Genomic DNA, 18,659 nt, shown 5'->3' with positions numbered 1-18,659 from the left:
CCGTTCATCAAGCCGTTGGCCGGCTCAGGACTTTAGCGGCGTGAGCGAGCCATGGCCACCGCCCGGCACTTCGATACTCGTGCAGGTGCCGCCTTGAACGAATTTCCACGAGTTGCCCTGGAAGTCCATTGCCGACGTCCCCTGGCACGTCGTGCCGGGACCGGCGGCGCAATCGTTCTGCCCCTTCAGGGCGACGCCATAGCACTTTTCCTTGTGAGCCGCGATGGCTGCGCCTTCTTCCGCTTTTGAGAGCGGTGCTGCGTGGGCGACTGATGCAAGCAGGCTCGCAACAACGCCGACGAGCAGGGTGGAGCTAACAGTGGCTTTTGTGGACATCGAAGTTCTCCAGAAGTTAGAAGGTATCCGTGATGGATACGTCATCTAATTCGTGGGTCACAGACGTCTGGTTACAGGGGAGTTTTCTTTTTTTGCCTGCGGTGGTCGACATCGGCCATTTGACCGGGGGACTGCGCTGCACATTGTCAGAGCGTTGCTCACCAGCGAAGGAATTTTGGACCAAGCACCGCCCCGAGCGCGGCTGGGAGCAACATGCCAGCCATATACCAGATGCTCCAGAACGCCGGACTCATCTCAGGGCAATGAAGGCAGTACGCGACTGTGGCGATCGAACTTGCGAGCAACCCGGAGGCCGCACCGGCAAGCCGGAGACTCGTGGGCGCCAAACCTTTGACGGCCCAGAATGTGGCGATCAAGCCTGGAACGGCGAGCAGAAGAATATTGAACGGACATGACCGCCACGAGTGCCCGAGTATCGCAGGCAGCCGGTCTTCTGGCGCCGCGGTGACGACAATCATAATTGCAGCGATCCAAACGACTAGCACCGGTGTCGTCATGATGGGCCATCCGGCTCCAATCCTGGCGCCGGGGCGCGCCAGCCGAACGGTCGAAATCAGAGCACCGATTGCGAGGCATAGTGGTAACGCGAGCTTCTCCCAGAAGATCGGGGTGTTGACGACGGCACCCAGATCGGGGCGAACGCCAAACGCAGTAGCCGTCAACGCTGTTGCGCCAATAGCGGCGATAGGCAGTGAGATGCCGAACCGACGGACTGCGGTGCCCTTTCTTACAGGTGTTATGCCGGTCGAGAGCAACCCGACAAGATCATCTGTTCTCATGCAATTCTCCGGACGTGTGCGGCCAGAGCCTTGAGTCCCCTATGGATACTGACCTTGACGGCCGACTCCGATAGCCCTGTCAACTGCGCGGCTTCGGCAACCGAAAGTCCCTGCAACTTGACGTGCAGGATCGAGAGTCTTTGTTTGTCCGGCAGATGACCTAGTAGTTTCCCGACGTCACGACGGGCATCTGCGGGCTCGTCGTCGGATTCGGCGAAAATGTCGTCGTGCTCATCAAGCGGTTCGTGCAGCGACTCGCGGCGCGCACGCGTCCTGAAGAAATCCATCAGCTTGTAACGCGCGATCGCGTGGACCCACGCGGTGAGAGGTTCATCCGGGCGGTATGTATGACGTGCGTTATGCACGGCAAGCAGGATTTCCTGAACGAGATCCTCGACGTCGTCGTGGAGTTGTGGAATCCGCTTGCGAAGATAGCCCCGCAGGTGGCGCGTCAGTTCGGACAGGAACGAGCGATATTCGGATGCGTTGCCCGCGAGGCCCGCGACAAACAATGCTTTTAGACGCTGCTCTGCGGGATACACGGTTCTGACTCCCGGGTCAAAGAGCAGAGTGGTCGCGAACGGCTTCCTCAAGCACGGCTTTCATGCCGGCAAAGCGTCGGTCGAGCGCGGCAGGATCGTTGCAGTTCAAGTCGATCATCTGCGCGCGCGCCTCACCGCCCCGGATAACCTCGAAGGCGTTTTCTTCAAGCCCCGAGTGGATCGCCTGACTCGAGAACCCTTTGCAGGGTTGGGTGTAGGGTGAAAATAAAGGTCGATCATGAGGTTACCGTACGTTGCGTTCAGACCGCCCGATGCTTGCGTGATGGCTTTCGTGAGACCCCAGCAAGTGCTATCGCCCCAGGTCATTTTAGATCAGTTGATTTAGAATATCGCAATGTGTGTGACGTTGCAATGCCGACCGGTAAAACGTTGCGCGATGTGAGGAGTTAACATGGCCCGACCACGGGAATTTGATGAAAATGCAGTCCTCGATGCCGCCGCCCACCAGTTCTGGGTCTATGGCTATACAGCTACTTCCGTCCGGGATCTCGCGCAGGGGATGGGAATTACGGGGGCAAGCCTGTTCAACGCCTTCGGGGACAAACGGTCGTTGTTTGAGCGGGCACTGGCACATTACATTGAAAAAAGCTTCGGTGACCGGGTATCGAGATTTGAGCGAAGCCTGCCGCCGTTGGAAGCCATCAAGGCATTCTTCCGGGAAATTGTCGAGCGGTCGGTCCGCGACAGGGACCGTAAGGGATGCCTGCTGGTAAATTCGGCTCTCGAGGTTGCACCACACGACGCCGATTTTAAGGCCATGATTGCGAATGTCCTAACGGAGGTCGAAGCGTTTTTCCTGCGCTGCGTGCGTGCTGGTCAGCAGGCTGGCGAGATTTCGACTGCACAACCTGCGGATGATCTTGCCCGGTTGCTGCTGGGAGCACACCTTGGCATACGGGTGCTGGCCCGGGTAAGACCAGACCGTGCGCTGCTGGAAGGAGTTGTACGACCGGTGCTGGCGCTTCTTGAGCCCAAGATCAATTGACCTTCGGGTAGGCGAAAAGACACACTCTGATCAGGTACCAGTGCTCTGATCAGGTACCAGTGTCTTCGGGCGCGGAGACAGGTCATCCGCCGAAAAGATGATTTGCATAAGCAATGGCTCCGCTGGCGCGAAACGCAGCCACTACGAGGGTGGCTTCTACCAATTATTCGTCGCTCGCGCCTGCGTCTCGTGCCGCCTTCCCGTGAAGCCCGGTCTACCTCCATTTTTGCTACACACAGCAGGCGAAGAGCGACTGCAAGCCGTCAGGCCAATCCCGACGCTAAGGCACTGCACCCACCCATGCGCTTGCTACTTTGGATGAGTTCCGCAACGCCATTGCCGGCTGCGCACGACCGATTTTAAATGCGCGGCTTCGCGCCACGAAGCGCTGCACGATCCGCTTGACGACGTTTTCTGCTGCCAGGCGCAATCGAGTGCCAGTGTATTCGCGATCCGACGCAACCTCCTCTATACGCCGCTCGACAAGATCCCCCAGCGGCAGCCGTACCAGATCGTAGATATGAAGCTGGAACCCGTGTCAGTGGTATGGACGGCGCATCCAGCCAGGTTATCGAAATCAGCGACCAAGGTGGGCAGTCATCGCGGCCTGAGAGCCCTGAGTCCAAAAAAATTAGCATGGCCGTCGCATGCAGACCCGTCTGGTGATTCCCTCGCCCGGACCGTTAAAAAGTCGCGATGAAAAAGAATTTGCGATCGTTGTAACCGGATGCTCCCCTGCACCGAATTACCCGGCCAGCGTGTGCAGCGAGGCACACGCCGCACCCCGGCCCCTCGGTCGGACACCGAGTCGGAACGGGCGCATCCCGATTGCTTAAACTATCCACGAGGTTCACATTCGAATGAAAACAAGACTCGTAATCACGACGCTGTCAGCAGCAGCCCTTTTGACGCAACTCGCCGCATGCGGCGGCGGAGATAACATCACCTCCGTGCCGGTCTCTCAATTGTTCGCGCAGACCAACGATGCATCAAATGCGGTGCTTGCGTTCGTACGCAACGCGGACGGTTCGCTCAGCGCCAAAGGCAGCATCTCGACCGGCGGCAAAGGCACCAATGGGGTCAACTACTTCATGGGCAATATCGTCGCGCCCGATGCGCTGACGAGCAACAACAGTCTGATCGTCTCGCCCGACAAGACCCGTCTGTTCGTCGCGAACGCGGGCGACAACACTGTGAGCACCTTCGAGATCAACCCTGCCGGGGGCATCAGGTTGCTGGCGGTGTCCGCAACGGGCGGCATCCGACCGACGTCGCTCGCGTTTCTGAATGGCGTGCTTTATGTCACGCATCAGCAAGGCGCGCAGGAACTCGGCGCATATCGCGTCAGCACGGACGGCAAGCTGGCGTTGATCGGACAGTACACGGTCGTGCAACAGGATGCGTTGCCGACCCAGGTCACGGTAAGTCCCGACGGCAAGTTCGTTGTGGTCAACGGATTCCTGAAGACCGTTACGCCCGTGCAACCGGCCAATACGCTGCTCGCATTCCCGATCAACAGCGACGGTTCACTCGGCCAGGCCGTCAGCAGCCCATCTGCCGGCGTGGGGCCGTTCGGTGGTCGCTTCGGCAGCGGTTCGCTGACAGGCACATACGTCGTCACGGAAGCCGCCGGCACGACTGTCAGTTCATACGCGTTTTCCAGCAGCGGCGCGTTCACGACCACAAGCGGTCCGATCGCGGTCACCGGCCAGGCTGCGCCCTGCTGGCTGACGATCACGCCGGACAACAAGTTTGCCTACGTTGGCAACGGCAGCGGCGCCGTCTCGCTGTTCTCGCTCGACGCATCCGGCAAGCCTACGCTAACCAACCCCAGCATCGCATCTGAACCGCCCGTGTCGAGCACCACCAAGAGCTTCGCTAATGACGCGTGGGCGAGCCCTGACGGAAAATATTTCTATCAGGACTACGCTGGCGACGACAAAATCGTCGCGTACTCGATCGGCACAAGCGGCGCGTTGACGAAGATCGGCGAACAGCCTGCCAACACGCAATCGAAAATCAGCCTGCAAGGACTCACAGGTACCTGAGCGTTCGTGAGAGCTCGATGCAGTGACGCTGCCATACTAATATTGGCGCCGACATTGCGCTGCTTCGGTAGCGCAGTGTCGGTCGGCCACGAGATGCCGTACCGGGTGCTCTTCTACTCTTCCGCCCGAGGCGGCGCAAGCTCGTTAGCCGGGACGTATGCTGCCGCTGACCTTGTGCATCTCAGCCAGGTATTAAGGTGGAGATAACCGCCGCATGTGCGGCGATGCACAGCGTTAGGTTTTCGTTCAGGTGAAGACCACACATTCTTCATCCCACTAATATGAAGGAGAGGTTGGCTGTACATTGTTCGAGCGCACCACCCTCAGCACTCGACTAACCTGGGCCGGACAGGGCTTTCTGGAAGATGTGCGGCGCGTCTTCACCGCAATCGAACAAGCCGGACCAACGGCCAGAGTGTAGAGGCACGGCGAGCAAGTTGCGAAACGTTGCGGTGACCCTGCGGGATAGAAAAGTTTTTGTTGTTTGAAGATATCAAAAACGGGTTTTTTTATTGTCCCGAATTTTCCATAATGAATGGAACGCTGTCATGCGTAGCACGTGCGCAGCACCGCTTCCCGCACTTGCCATGCCCCTTTTCATTCATCTCATGCCGGGATTCTCCATGTCCAAGACCAAGCCAGACGATTCGCTCGCCGCATCGCCCACCGGGATCCGTAGAGGTCTCACCAATTACGGTGACAGCGGCTTCTCCCTGTTTTTGCGCAAAGCTTTCATCAAGGGGGCGGGCTACAGCGACGAAGCACTGGATCGACCGGTAGTCGGCATCTGCAACACGGGCAGCGCCTACAACCCGTGCCACGGCAACGCGCCGCAATTGATCGAGGCAGTCAAGCGCGGCGTGATGCTGGCTGGCGGCTTACCGATGGATTTCCCCACCATTTCCATCCACGAGAGTTTTTCGCAGCCGACCAGCATGTACCTGCGCAACCTGATGTCGATGGATACCGAGGAGATGATCCGTGCTCAGCCGATGGACGCGGTTGTACTGATCGGTGGCTGCGACAAGACGGTGCCGGCGCAGTTGATGGGCGCCGCATCGGCGAATATTCCCGCCATCCAGCTCATCACCGGCTCCATGCTGACCGGCTCGCATCGCGGCGAGCGCGTCGGTGCGTGCACCGATTGCCGCCGGTATTGGGGCAAATTCCGCGCCGACGAGATCGATAGCACGGAAATCGCCGCGGTGAACAACCAGCTGGTGGCCAGCGTCGGCACCTGCTCGGTAATGGGCACGGCCAGCACCATGGCGTGCGTAGCCGAAGCACTGGGGATGACCGTGCCGGGCGGCGCATCGCCGCCGGCTGTGACGGCCGATCGTATCCGTATCGCCGAGGAGACCGGCGCTCAGGCCGTGCGGATGGCACAGAGCGGCCTGACCATCGACAAGATCCTGACCGCCGATGCGTTCGAGAACGCCATCCGCGTATTACTGGCGATCGGTGGCTCGACCAATGGCATCGTGCACCTGACCGCGATTGCGGGACGCATGGGACTGGACGTTGATCTGAAGGCGCTCGATTGCATGGGTCGCGAGACGCCGGTGTTGCTGGACCTGAAACCGTCCGGCCAGCATTACATGGAAGACTTCCACCACGCCGGCGGCATGGCGACATTGCTGCGTGAACTCAAGCCGCTGCTCAAGCTCGACGCGATGACCGTCACCGGGCGTACCTTGGGTGAGGAGCTCGAATTGGCCGGTCCCGGTTTTAAACAGAACGTGGTGCGCACTATCGCCGACCCGATCTATCCGCAAGGCGGCATTGCTGTCTTGCAGGGCAACCTCGCGCCAGGCGGTGCGATCATCAAGCAATCCGCCGCCGACGCCCGACTCATGGAGCACGAGGGGCGCGCCGTAGTGTTCGAAAACGGACAGGACCTGGCCGAACGCATCGACTCGGACGACCTCGACGTCACGGCCGACGATATTCTGGTGCTGAAGAACATCGGTCCGAAAGGCGCGCCGGGAATGCCTGAGGCCGGTTATATTCCGATTCCGAAAAAGCTGGCGCGTGCCGGCGCCAAGGACATTGTGCGGATTTCCGACGGGCGCATGAGCGGCACTGCGTTCGGCACCATCGTGTTGCACGTGACGCCTGAGGCGGCCGTGGGTGGCCCGTTGGCCTATGTTCAAAACGGCGATCGTATCAGGCTCAGCGTAGCGTCCCGCGAAATCACGCTACTCGTGTCGGACTCCGAACTGGCACGCCGTGCGGCCGCTGCGCCTGTCGCTGCGCCGACAGCCGAGCGCGGGTATCGCAAACTGTTCCTCGATACGGTGTTGCAGGCCGACAAGGGCGTCGATTTCGATTTTCTGCGAGCCGCGAAGATTCACGACACGACGCCTAAGGGTTAGCGGCTTTGGCGGCCCCGCGCCGCACCGCGTGTCCTGGTCTGCACGGTGCCGAAAATCGCCTGCGCCTCCTCAAAAAAATCGCGAGCGAGGGCCGCGTGCGGCCCCTTGCTGGCCCAGATCAGGCCGCTGCGCCGTACCGGCACGGGGCCCGGCAACGGCAACCGCGCCAGCGACAGGCCACTCGACCAGAGCGACACCCAGTCCGGCAGTAGTGATACTCCGATGCCCTGGTCGACCAGCGCGGCGATCGCCAGCAGGCCATCGATCTCAAGCCGTTGATGGGGATGGATCTGATGGTCGCGCAAATAGCGATCGGCCAACTGACCGCCCAGCACAGAGCGCTCATAGCGAATGAACGGCTCGTTGCGCAGCACTTCATGCGCATCGCGGCCGGCCATTTCGGCGGGAGCCACGACTACCAGCGGTTCTTCCAGGAAGGGATGCCATTCGCAGGTCTTGCGAATGGCGAACTGTGGCTCGACCACCACGGCCGCATCGAGTTCGCCGCTGCCAACCTTGCGACATAGCTCGATGGATGCGCCCGGGGTGATGAACAAGGCCACCTCTGGATAGCGTGCATAGAGGTTTTTGAGCACCGGCGGCAGGACGTTGGTGAGGGCAGAAACGAAGGCGCCGAGCCGCAGCTCGCCGACCCGTGCACCGTCGCTCGCTATAACACGCAAGTTACGCTCGTCGCGCAACAGCGCGCGTGCCGGCTCGAGGATCTTGAGGCCGGCTTCTGTCGCCTTGACTACTCGACCGGCACGCTGGAGAAGCTGCATATCGAGGTCCACTTCCAGCGCATGCACGCGGGCCGCGAGCGTGGCCGCCGTCACGTCGAGGCGGCGCGCCGCTTCCGCCAGAGAGCCGCAATCAACTGCGGCCACAAAGCTTTCCAGATAGTCGGTATTCATGGTTTTAGCTTAACCGATGAAGGCTCTTTAAACAAAAAATATTTTGTTCTAAACGCACCGGAAGGTGCTTTTTTCAGTGCTCTGAAAAAGTGACACTGCGAGCATCGATACCGCTTAAATCGCCATTGAAAAAACGGAGACACGCCTTGAATATCCATCCCCATAACGTTGCGGCCGGCGCCGGCATTGCCGAGTCCGCCGACGCCGTCTACAGGCGCATCGCCTGGCGCTTTCTGCCGCTGCTGTTTGCCTGCTACGTGGTGGCCTATCTGGATCGCGTCAATGTCGGCTTCGCCAAGCTGCAAATGCTGAATGATCTGCAATTCAGCGAAGCGGTATATGGTCTCGGCGCAGGCATGTTTTTTATTGGCTATTTTTTCTTCGAGGTGCCCAGTAACCTGTTGCTGCACAAGCTCGGCGCGCGGCGCTGGATCGCGCGAATCATGGTCACCTGGGCGATTCTTTCAATGTGCACCGCATGGGTTGGTACGCCGCTGCATTTCTACATCGTGCGGTTTCTCCTCGGCATTGCGGAGGCCGGCTTCTATCCGGGCATGCTGCTCTATCTGACCTACTGGTTCCCGTCGCACAGGCGCGGCCGGATGGTAGCGTTGCTGACCGCGGGCAATCCCGTGTCGGGCATCGTGGGTGGCCCACTGTCGGGCTACATCATGACAGCGATGGCCGGCATAGCCGGTATGCATGGCTGGCAGTGGTTGTTCATTCTCGAAGCTTTGCCGGGAGTTCTGCTTGGCGTGATGGTCTACCGCCGACTCGACGACAAGGTGACGCACGCCACATGGCTCAGCGTCGAGGAACGTTCACAGGTTCAGTTCGACCTCGACATCGACAGCAAAACCCGGACACATGGCTCGGTTAGCAAGGTGTTCGGCTCCGGTCGTGTCTGGCTGCTCGCATTGATCCTGTTCGGCATCATCATGGGTTCGTATGCACTGAGCTTCTGGCAACCGACCATTATCAAGGGTACGGGCATCAAAACTCCGGCGCTGATCGGTTTGATGACGACGATCCCGTATACGGCCTCACTGATTGCGATGCTGCTGATTGGACGCAGCGCGGACAAACGGCGCGAACGACGTTGGCACGTAATCGTGCCAAGCTTGTTCGCTGCCGGCGGCTTCGTGTTGTGCGCGAATACGGCCGGCAGTGCAACGCTGTCGATGCTGGGTTTGACGATGGTCGCGGTAGGCATTGTCAGCGCGCTCCCTATGTTTTGGGCTTTGCCTACGTCGTTTCTCGGCGGGGCAGGCGCGGCCGCCGGTATCGCGCTGATCAATTCGACCGCTAACCTGGCGGGTTTCGTTAGTCCGACCGTGATTGGCTGGCTCAAAGGCCAAACCGGCACGCTGTCATCTGGCCTGTACCTGGTAGCCGGTTCGCTGACCCTGTCCGCCTTTCTGATCTGGGCCTTCATTCCAGCGCGAGTGGTGAACCACTGACGCCGGCTCAGCCGGCATTGATTTTGGTCACGCCGTTGCTCTGTGGCGAGTGCAAGGGTGGTCAGCGACTCGAAGCCCAACCCGCGCGCGAAGTTGCGCGCACGATGGGCGATGTGCGCTGAGCCGTTGTCCGTCAACCAATCGAACAGCGTGGCGGCACACGTCGTGGGCGGGGTTAGCCCGTCTATTTCTAGGGGTTTTCCCGTCTATAGCTTGCTGAAATCCTTGTCAGATGGACCTGGCGTCGGATCGTATGTTAATTGACCAAACAATTTAATTGATCGATCAAATTAAGCGTGGTAACGTTCGAGTCATGAAGTCGCGATGCACTCCGCATCGATCGAACTTCTCCGCGCAACGCAACCATCAGGTGGAGCTTTAGAGAAATGACTATCGAACGAATGAACTACCCGGACGGCTATTTCCCGCTCGAGGAGTTCCAGGCACGCTGGAAAAAAGTCGACGCGGAGATGAAGGCGCGCGGATATGAACTCGCCATCGTCTGGGGCAAGACGGCAGGACACTATGAACGCTCCATGGAAACACTCTGGCTGACAAATTTCTGGTCTGAGCACTCGGGACAAGAGCCTGACGCGCCGATCTGGAATGCCCGAGGTTTCTGTTGCGTCATTCTTGAGCCTGGCAAAGAACCTGAACTACACGGCGATGTGGCAAGCGTGCGCCGCCGTTTCGTGCAGTGCGGCGAATATTTTTTCAGTGATGATCCGGTCGCGAGCGTTGCAAAAGCACTCGTTCGCCGAGGCGTGCGAGGCCGTGTGGCCTTTGTCGGGTCGGATTGCCTTCCGGTCAAGTACGCGAAGGAATTGGAGGCGGCTACGCCGGGCGTCGATTACGTTTATGACGACAATCTCATCCGCGCCTGCCGTCGCATCAAGAGTCCGCGGGAACTCGACCTGTTTCGCGAAGCCGGACAGATGGTATCGAGCGCACTCTATCGGGTCTGTGACAGCCTGTATGCCGGCAAGACAGGTGCTGAGGCGGCCGCTGAAGGGGCTTACGAGTTGACGCGGCGCGGTGGTGGCTGGCTGCGCATTCCTGTCAACTTTGGTTCGGATCCGGATAGCGCGTATTTTGAGCGCGATCCAATGTACGGCTACCCGATGACGGCTCCCACGGCGGGCGAAATGATTCGGACGTGGATCTACGGCCCGATCCACCAGGGTTACTGGATCGATCCGGGGCGCTCACTGGTCTGCGGAGGCAAGCCGACGCCCGAGCAACGGTCGCTGCTTGTCGATTCCTACGCAATTACTGAAGCAGTGCTAAACACCGTGAGGCCAGGCGTCAAGGTCCTCGACGTCATTGCCGCCGTTGAAAAGGTGAAGGAGCGTGTCGTTGACCAGAAGGATCTCGCCAGCGACCAGTGGCCCTACTATGGCCATGGCAACGGGATGATGTGGGAGCACCCGATTATTAACAAGGACTGTGTCACGGAGGATGACATCTTCGAGGAGGGCATGGTCGCCAGTGGCGAATCGTTCATGACCCGCAAGAATGTCGGAAGCGTGGGCTGGGAGCAAAACTTCATTGTGACGAGCACGGGCATCGAATTGATCACGACGACACCGGTCTTTTGGTTTTAATCACCGCGGTCATCGTCTGCTCCGGCGGACGGTGGCCCCACACCCCACAGGCGTTCGAGGAGGAGAGTCATGAAGAAGTTTTTGCGCATCGCATTTCTGGCCGCTGCCGCTTATGCAACGGCAGCATCCACAGCCGGCGTGGCTGCCGAGCCACTCAAAATCGGCTACTGCGATTGGCCGAGCTGGGCAGGCTGGCAGATTGCAATCGACAAAGGCTGGTTCAAGCAGGAGGGCGTCGACGTCAGCTTCGTATGGTTCGACTACGCGGGCTCCCTCGACGCGTTCCAGGCCGGGAAGCTCGACGGTGACATGGTGGCGATGAGTGACGCTTTGGCGCTCGGCAGCGGCGGTCGCAAGAGTACGATGATCATGCTGAGTGACTACTCGAACGGCAACGACATGATTATCGGCAAGCCCGGTATCAAGAAGATTGCAGATCTCAAAGGCAAGAAAGTCGGTGTCGAATTCGGTCTTCTGGAACAGCTGCTTCTCCTCGACGGAATGCACAAGGCTGGGCTGAGCGATAGCGACGTCACGCTGGTGAACACGAAGACTTCAGATGCTGCGGAGATTCTTGCCTCCGGACAGGTTGACGCCGTCGGCGCCTTTCAGCCAAACGCCGGTCAGACACTCGAGCGTAACCCTGGATCCCGCGCCATCTATACGTCCGCAGACCAACCTGGACTGATATACGACGGATTGGCGGTTGACCCGCACAGCCTGTCAAGCCGGCGCGACGACTGGAAAAAAGTTCTCAAGGTGTGGGACCGCGTCGTCCACTACGTCAACGATCCGGCAACGCATGCCGACGCAATGAAAATCATGTCAGCGCGGGTTGGACTGACACCGCCGCAATTTGAACCGCTGCTAAGCGGGCTGAAGATCCTCGGCACCGCGCAAAGCAGGCAGTATTTTGTGAATGGGTCAGGCTACCAATCGCTCTACGGATCGACAAAGCTGGTGAACGACTTCAGTGTGAAGTACGGCGTGTACAAAACGAGTCAGGATATTACGGCTTACATCGATCCCTCTCTTGTCAATGGCAAGTAACACACCGCATTCACGAGACTTAAACGGGTAAGTAAGATGAAGAAAGATCTGTCGCCTCGGTTACGCCTACTGCTTGGTTGGGCATCGTTTATTGTCCCCATCCTGCTTTGGTGCCTCGTCAGTTACGTCCCCACAGTCTGGCATCCGCAGATGTTGGTGGAAAATCCCGGCTCAGTGGATTACTTTGCACCTAGGCTTCGGGTCGACAAGGATGTCTTCAATTCTGAGCTAGCGAATGCCCAGGCTGTTCACAAACCACCGCCAACCGGCGTTCCCGTGAATCCTGTCTATTTTCCTGCTCCTGATGAGGTCGCGAAGGCGTTCTATACCGCCTTCACGACTCCGCCCGAAGCTCAGGACGGTCAGTGGCTGCACCAGAGCCTTTGGCACAGTGTCAAAATCATGTTCTGGGGATTTCTGATTTCTTCGATCATCGGCGTGCCGCTTGGCATTCTTTGCGGCACCTACGTATCGGTCGCACGGCTGTCCGAACCTTTCACGGAGTTCTTCAGATACCTGCCTGCTCCCGCTTTCGGCACTCTTGCCGTAGCGATCCTTGGAATCTACGACGGACCGAAAATCGCGATCATTGTGCTGGGTACAGTGTTCCAGCAAATCCTGGTTATCGCGGCAACTACCCGTCGCCTGGATGGCGCGTTGGTTGAAGCAGGTCTGACACTCGGCGCTCGCAATTTCCGGGCACTGACACATGTCGTGCTTCCCGGGATCGTCGCCGACGTGTACCGGGATCAACGAATTCTCCTGGGATGGGCATGGACGTATCTAATCGTGGCGGAACTGATGGGCGCGACGAGCGGCATTACCTCATTCATTTCACAGCAGGCACGTTATCAGCATTTCCCGAAGGTGTACGCGGCGATTCTCATGATCGGGATTCTCGGGTTGACCATGGATATGGTGCTTGCACAAGTCGGAAAACGCCTGTTCCCGTGGAATCGCACGTTGACTGAAGCCTGAGTGATAAAGGAAATGAAGATGAACATGAATGAATTTCCCGCTTCCGTCGAGGCGGCTGGAATGGTCCCGATGGACCATGAGCAGGGCGGCCCGAACGCGCGCGAGATCATGATGTCCGTGCGGAATCTAAACAAGATTTTTCCGGCTCGCGGCAAAGGCAAGGAAATGCAAGCGCTCAAGGACATCTGTTTCGATGCGTATCGACGTGAGTTTCTATGTGTCGTCGGCGCTTCCGGTTGTGGCAAATCAACGCTCGTTCGAATCCTGGCCGGCCTCGAAAGCAAGACCTCCGGTGAACTGCTTGTGGACGGCAAAGAAGTCAAGGGACCCGGTCAGGATCGAGGCATGGTATTTCAGGGCTATACGCTTTTCCCCTGGCTTAGCGTCAAGCGCAACGTGATGTTTGGCCCGCGTACGAACGGCATGAGTAAGCGCGAAGCTGAAAAACAGGCGAATGAATGGATCAAGTTGATCGGCCTGGAGAAATTCGCTGATTGCTATCCGTTTCAACTCTCCGGCGGGATGAAGCAGCGCGTGGCGATTGCGCGAGCACTGGCCAACAACCCGCGCGTGCTTCTGATGGATGAGCCGTTCGGCGCTCTCGACGCCCACACGCGCGCCAAGATGCAGGCCCATCTGCTCGATGTCTGGAAGCGTATCGACGTTACGGTTGTCTTTATCACGCACGATCTCGACGAGGCGTTGCTTCTCGCCGACCGCATCCTGGTCCTGAAGCCACATCCTGGCGAAGTCGCAGAATTGATCCATGTGCCTCTGGCACGTCCCCGCACGGTGGTGGACTTTTCCTCCGCCGAATTCAAGGACACCAAGGCACGCCTCGAGAGGTTGTTATATGCGAACGAAGATGTTGAGATGGGTGACATTCATCCTTGATGTCCGTGCGCGGTACATACTTGGCGACATGGCGCGAGCGGCACAGCAACCATGCGGAAAAGTCGGTGTGACGCAGTGTCGTGGATCGAATCAGCGTAGAATCGACGCGGTTTGTGGCGTCGAGACCACTTCACCAGCCAATCGATAGATCAACGAGTCAGAAGAGATGAGTACGATACCCCGCGCCCGAAAACAGGACGACCGACGTGAGCCAAAGCGCGACCGTTCTCACGAACTTCTGCTCTCCGCAGTGGAGCAGTTCGCCGCGCGCGGCTATGCACCTGTGACGATCAAGGACATCGCTAACCAGATTGGAGTGAATACAGGCGTCATCTACTACTACTATTCCAGCAAGGAAGCACTTTTTGGCGCTGCGGTTGAGCATCTCGTGGCGTTCTCCTTGCAACAGTATCGTGCCTCTGTTGCTGATTGTGACGAGCCGAAAGAACTGCTCACCCGTTGGTTCGATGTGGTCGTGGATAACCTCGACGTGGTGAATAGCCTGATGAAAATCATGTACGACTACACCAAGTCGGACATGCGCATCGACGGAGCGGACGAAGCAATCCGGCAGTTCTATGATGAAGAGCGCAAATTCCTGATCTCGGCAATCAAGGAAGGCATCCGACGCAAGCAGTTCGGCGCTGTCAACGCCGAGCGTGTCGCACTGTTCATCTCGACCCATCTTGATGGAATTGTCGTGCGCTCTGCCATACAGCCGGAAATAGATGCTGCGGCAGCCATCAAGGAACTCCGGGAGACCATCTGGGGCAGACTCGGTTGCACATGACGTTCCGCTGGACTGTACCGATCTGAACAGTAAGTTTTGAAGTCGTAGCGTTCTGGCAGCGCTCATCTCTACGACTTCCAATGCGTCAATATATAAACTGATCGATTAATTAAATTATGCAATCAATGCAATTATTTAAGAACGTCCGCCAAGGGCCGGTGGCAAATCTGCGAACGGGCGAGTTATGAATCATCTCTCCGTTCGTATGTGGGCAAAAGACATTGTGGACAGGATGGAATGTCTTCTTGACACTCTGCTGTCCATTCCCGACGACGACCCGATTGGTTTTTATGACGCCATGCGTTACTCAGTCCTCGGTGGCGGAAAGAGACTTCGGCCAATGCTTTGCTATGCCGCGGCCGAAGCTGTCGGCGCTTCTCGTGCCGATGCAGACGCTGCGGCTTGCGCGGTGGAATTGGTGCACGCCTACTCGTTAGTGCACGACGATATGCCGATGATGGATAACGATGTCTTGAGGCGCGGTAAGCCTACCGTGCATGTCAAATTCGACGAGTCCACCGCATTGCTGGTGGGGGACGCATTGCAATCGCTGGCGTTCGATGCGCTTGCCTCCTCATCTTTGGCGCCCCAGAAGGTGGTGGCGCAAACGCGTGTGTTGTCGAAGGCTATCGGTGCAAAGGGAATGGTGGGAGGGCAGGTACTGGATCTGCAGAATTGTCATCGCAGACTTGCGCTGGACGAGTTAGAAAAGCTGCACAGCATGAAGACCGGTGCGTTGATCCGCGCTGCCGTGCTCACAGGTGGCCTTTGTAACGCTTCGGAGGGAAGCGAAAAGCTGCTTGCCCTCGAAAAATACGCGCTCTATATGGGTCTTGCTTTTCAGATTGTTGACGACATTCTCGACGTCACTTCGGACAGCACCGTCCTGGGCAAGACACCGGGCAAAGATGTGGAGCAGAACAAGGCCACCTATGTTTCTCTACTAGGGCTTGATGGGGCGAAGGATGTGGCGGAGATGACGCGACAGAAAGCTGTCTCCGCCCTATCCCCGTTCGGCGAGCAGGCGTGGCGACTTGAACAGCTAACGGAACTTCTCGTTAATCGCGGGAGTTGACGCGTTGGAACGGATCTGTCCGCGGACAGAGGTGAGAACGTTGCTGAACCCGTGCGGCGAGAGCCGACAATCCAGGGAGGCTGTAATGAAGGTTGAAGTAGTCCAGATGAGCATTGCCGAGGCCGAAATCGAGACAAATCTCCGCAAGATGTTGTACGCGATTGAAAACGCCGATAACGATTCAGACCTTGTGGTTTTTCCGGAGACCACACTTTGCGGCTTTCCTTCGTTGGAAGAGGCGCCGCGGGTCGCGATGACACTTGAAAGCCGGACCATTGAGTCGATACGCGAGGCCACTCGTCGCAAGGGTGTCGCGGTCGCGTTTGGCTACGCCGAAGCCGGCGATGGCTGTCTCTACAACGCCGCACTCATCCTGGATAGATTTGGGGAGGTGGCGTTGCAATATCGGAAGACCCACCTGTGGCCGCATCAGGATCGCCCCGTCTTTAGTGCTGGCGATCGTTATGGCACCTGCTTGCTCGGCGGCGTCAGGGTGGGTCTTCTGATCTGTTATGACATTGAGTTTCCGGAGACCGCGCGAGCCCTCGCCCAGATTAATGCAGACGCCATCGTGGTTCTGGATGGGAATATGAATCCTTATGGGCCGGTCCATCGTCGCGCGATCGTTGCACGTGCGATGGAGAACCAGTGCTTCGCCATACTTGCAAATCGGACGGGACAAGGGCGGACACTTGAGTTTCCCGGGGAAAGCGTTGTGGTAGACCCGTTTGGCGAAGTGGTCGCTGAGCTCGGAAATCAAGAACAGTGTCTGACAGCCGAGCTCGACTTGACACTGCTGGAAAGGAGCCGCCACGGCTACAGCTATCTGAATGACCTTCAGATCGGCTCCGATTTGAGAAGGACGGCGCAGCCTGTTGGGAACAGCGAACGCTACGAGCTGACCATGGAGCCAAAACGACACGCGCTGACGTGAGTCTGTGTCACGACAGGCGTACTGAGTGACGTCGAGCTGTACGCGGTCGGGAGAGCAAAGTGAAAGCCAGATGACCTGCCTGTATCCGTTCGTTACACCGGAACTGATTGCGGCCGAATTGGCAGCGAATGGCTGGTCGGCCAGCTTTGGTGAAGAGTGGGCAGTCAAGCCTGTCTCTGTTCCTGACGCGGCTAAATACGTTCCAAGGGAACGCCGTCCGCGATTTACTTTAATTCGAAATTGGCTCGGTCAGCGCTCATCAACAGACAATAGATCAAGGTAAAGTCAGGAGACCCACCGTGGACGCCACGACATTCACTGTTGACATCGAGCCTATCGTGCCCGAGGACGTCTGGGCCGGGCGCCGGTCACCTGCGGCAGAGTCAATATCACTGTCTAGGATGACCGTCAAAGCTTCACTCCGCATGGCTTTCTCCCTGATTTTGATGGCTTCAGTTTCTATTGGGTTGATATCCATTGCGCAGATTTGGCGGGTGGGCAACACAGCCGCGCTGACCTATACGGAGGGATTCGCCAGTAATCGTACGGTCGGAACCATTCGAGCATCCGTTCTTCGAGCCAGTAGAACTCGGGCAACGCTCCTCAGTGCGGCAACAGCGAGGGAGCGGGATGATGCCACAGAAGAGATCAGCAGGAACATTTACGGTGCGGCTACCGCGGTCGCGAAAATGAAACGATCGCCCGTTGAAGCTAACGTGACGAATGGCGCCCAGCAGAGCGAACTTGTCAATCCCGTTGGGAGCTGGAGTCAGCAACGGCAGCCATTTGAAAAGTTGATTGATGATCAGCCTCTCTATCGTTCGCAAATGTCGTGGCAAGTTGCGCAGCTAGAAACGTTGATGCGCGCCGAAACCGACGATCTCGCTCAGGCGGTAAACCGGCTTACCTTGAGACACGAGCAAAATGCCGACGCAGCGATCGCTCAGGTGACGTCTATCTGCCATTCGTCGCTTCGTGAGCTACCTGTCCTTACGCTTGCACTTGTAGTAGTCACTGTTGCTGGCAATGAATGGGCAATACGACCCCTCGCCAGAAGCCTTGATGAAGAGCCAGCCTACGCACGAAGCATTGCGGCGCGCATTGCTCAAGGCGACCTATCCGAATGCGTCGATGTCGACGCGGGCGCTTCCAACAGCCTATTGAGCACACTTTCAGATATGCGGGATGGGCTGTGTTCAATGGCGAAGAGAATCGCTACAGGTTCGACAACGACGAGCGAAGCATCGGTGGAGATTTCGCAGGAAAGCCGTGATCTCGCTACGCGGGCAGAAAATCAGGCATTCAAGATCGGGCAGCCCACAAGCGGTATGGAGGTCATTGCCGCGACGGTGCAACAAAACGCCCCGCGCTCGTCAACAGCGAGCGGGCTTGCTGTCGACGCGCTGGTGGACACGATTGAGGAAGTGAACGCCAGGTCACGCGATAATCAGGCTCAGATCCTTCTGAATCTTGTCTCGGGTTTTCGAACGTCGGTCGCGTCCGGCAGATCTGGGCGCGCAGATCACTCTCAGCTTGGACGAGAGATTTTCGAGGTGCCAAGCTCCGCGTGAGCGTTTGGCGCCGGAACAGATAGAGAAAGCGGCGTCAAACGGGGGCTGGTCGAGCGGCCCACGGACTGATCGAATTTCGTACGCAGGTTTCGAGTTGCGGTTGCGCTTCACCAAGAACTGTATCTGCCGACCCGGCGAGGTGGAAGCGTAGCTGCAAAATAACGCGATGCCGATCAAATTCTCTACTACTGAGAAAGATATTTAGTTTAATTTTTCAATAAATAAGTATAACTAAATAAAAGTCATTAATTTTACTCAGCAGACTTTGCTAAATACTGGAGT

16 protein-coding genes are annotated in these 18,659 nt (G+C 57.9%); 12 read left to right on the top strand and 4 right to left on the bottom strand.

Features of this window, described 5'->3' with window-relative positions:
- Positions 1–24 precede the first annotated feature (24 nt).
- The 3 genes from PQR54_RS24825 to PQR54_RS24815 form a co-directional block, all read right to left on the bottom strand.
- Entirely contained in the window at positions 25–336 is a 312-nt protein-coding gene (locus PQR54_RS24825; RefSeq protein ID WP_408250297.1) for a BufA1 family periplasmic bufferin-type metallophore, read from the bottom strand.
- Positions 337–494: 158 nt separating this feature from the next.
- Positions 495–1,136 carry a DUF1109 domain-containing protein gene (locus tag PQR54_RS24820; RefSeq protein ID WP_408250295.1) on the bottom strand — a complete coding sequence of 214 codons (642 nt, stop codon included), beginning with the start codon at positions 1,134–1,136 and terminating at the stop codon, positions 495–497.
- Positions 1,133–1,678 carry a sigma-70 family RNA polymerase sigma factor gene (locus tag PQR54_RS24815; RefSeq protein ID WP_408250293.1) on the bottom strand — a complete coding sequence of 182 codons (546 nt, stop codon included), beginning with the start codon at positions 1,676–1,678 and terminating at the stop codon, positions 1,133–1,135. Before PQR54_RS24815 ends, PQR54_RS24820 begins: the two co-directional genes overlap by 4 nt.
- 412 nt (positions 1,679–2,090) lie before the next feature.
- Between PQR54_RS24815 and PQR54_RS24810 the strand changes: the two genes are divergently transcribed.
- The 3 genes from PQR54_RS24810 to PQR54_RS24800 all read left to right on the top strand — a co-directional run bounded on the left by PQR54_RS24810 (position 2,091) and on the right by PQR54_RS24800 (position 7,107).
- Positions 2,091–2,684 carry a TetR/AcrR family transcriptional regulator gene (locus PQR54_RS24810; RefSeq protein ID WP_408250291.1) on the top strand — a complete coding sequence of 198 codons (594 nt, stop codon included), beginning with the start codon at positions 2,091–2,093 and terminating at the stop codon, positions 2,682–2,684.
- 860 nt (positions 2,685–3,544) lie between these two features.
- Positions 3,545–4,732 carry a lactonase family protein gene (locus PQR54_RS24805; protein ID WP_408250290.1) on the top strand — a complete coding sequence of 396 codons (1,188 nt, stop codon included), beginning with the start codon at positions 3,545–3,547 and terminating at the stop codon, positions 4,730–4,732.
- 623 nt (positions 4,733–5,355) lie between these two features.
- On the top strand, positions 5,356–7,107 hold the full coding sequence (locus PQR54_RS24800; protein ID WP_408250288.1) for an IlvD/Edd family dehydratase: 1,752 nt from the start codon (positions 5,356–5,358) through the stop codon (positions 7,105–7,107).
- On the opposite strand, the gene PQR54_RS24795 is transcribed toward PQR54_RS24800, so the two are convergent.
- Positions 7,104–8,021, bottom strand: a complete 918-nt coding sequence (locus PQR54_RS24795; protein ID WP_408250286.1) for a LysR family transcriptional regulator — start codon at positions 8,019–8,021, stop codon at positions 7,104–7,106. The genes PQR54_RS24800 and PQR54_RS24795 overlap by 4 nt on opposite strands.
- Before the next feature lie 146 nt (positions 8,022–8,167).
- Between PQR54_RS24795 and PQR54_RS24790 the strand changes: the two genes are divergently transcribed.
- The 9 genes from PQR54_RS24790 to PQR54_RS24750 all read left to right on the top strand — a co-directional run bounded on the left by PQR54_RS24790 (position 8,168) and on the right by PQR54_RS24750 (position 18,377).
- On the top strand, positions 8,168–9,481 hold the full coding sequence (locus PQR54_RS24790) for an MFS transporter (protein WP_408250284.1): 1,314 nt from the start codon (positions 8,168–8,170) through the stop codon (positions 9,479–9,481).
- Positions 9,482–9,867: 386 nt separating this feature from the next.
- On the top strand, positions 9,868–11,085 hold the full coding sequence (locus tag PQR54_RS24785; protein WP_408250282.1) for a M24 family metallopeptidase: 1,218 nt from the start codon (positions 9,868–9,870) through the stop codon (positions 11,083–11,085).
- Positions 11,086–11,154: 69 nt separating this feature from the next.
- On the top strand, positions 11,155–12,135 hold the full coding sequence (locus tag PQR54_RS24780; RefSeq protein ID WP_408250280.1) for an ABC transporter substrate-binding protein: 981 nt from the start codon (positions 11,155–11,157) through the stop codon (positions 12,133–12,135).
- A 36-nt stretch (positions 12,136–12,171) separates the two neighbouring features.
- Positions 12,172–13,113, top strand: a complete 942-nt coding sequence (locus PQR54_RS24775; protein ID WP_408250278.1) for an ABC transporter permease — start codon at positions 12,172–12,174, stop codon at positions 13,111–13,113.
- Between the two features lie 60 nt (positions 13,114–13,173).
- The gene (locus tag PQR54_RS24770) at positions 13,174–14,007 is read left to right on the top strand and encodes an ABC transporter ATP-binding protein (RefSeq protein ID WP_408250536.1); all 834 of its coding nucleotides are present in this window, start codon (positions 13,174–13,176) and stop codon (positions 14,005–14,007) included.
- A gap of 166 nt (positions 14,008–14,173) precedes the next feature.
- The gene (locus tag PQR54_RS24765) at positions 14,174–14,797 is read left to right on the top strand and encodes a TetR/AcrR family transcriptional regulator (protein WP_408250276.1); all 624 of its coding nucleotides are present in this window, start codon (positions 14,174–14,176) and stop codon (positions 14,795–14,797) included.
- Between the two features lie 184 nt (positions 14,798–14,981).
- On the top strand, positions 14,982–15,872 hold the full coding sequence (locus PQR54_RS24760) for a polyprenyl synthetase family protein (RefSeq protein ID WP_408250274.1): 891 nt from the start codon (positions 14,982–14,984) through the stop codon (positions 15,870–15,872).
- An 85-nt stretch (positions 15,873–15,957) separates the two neighbouring features.
- A complete protein-coding gene (locus PQR54_RS24755) occupies positions 15,958–16,806 on the top strand; it encodes a carbon-nitrogen hydrolase family protein (protein ID WP_408250272.1) in 849 nt (282 codons plus the stop codon).
- Between the two features lie 299 nt (positions 16,807–17,105).
- Positions 17,106–18,377, top strand: a complete 1,272-nt coding sequence (locus PQR54_RS24750; protein WP_408250271.1) for a methyl-accepting chemotaxis protein — start codon at positions 17,106–17,108, stop codon at positions 18,375–18,377.
- Positions 18,378–18,659: the final 282 nt, after the last annotated feature.

Source organism: Paraburkholderia phytofirmans, assembly GCF_046028095.1.
Lineage (GTDB): Bacteria > Pseudomonadota > Gammaproteobacteria > Burkholderiales > Burkholderiaceae > Paraburkholderia > Paraburkholderia phytofirmans_A.
Note: the sequence above shows the minus strand (reverse complement) of the source record. Positions and strands in the feature narration are given on the sequence as shown.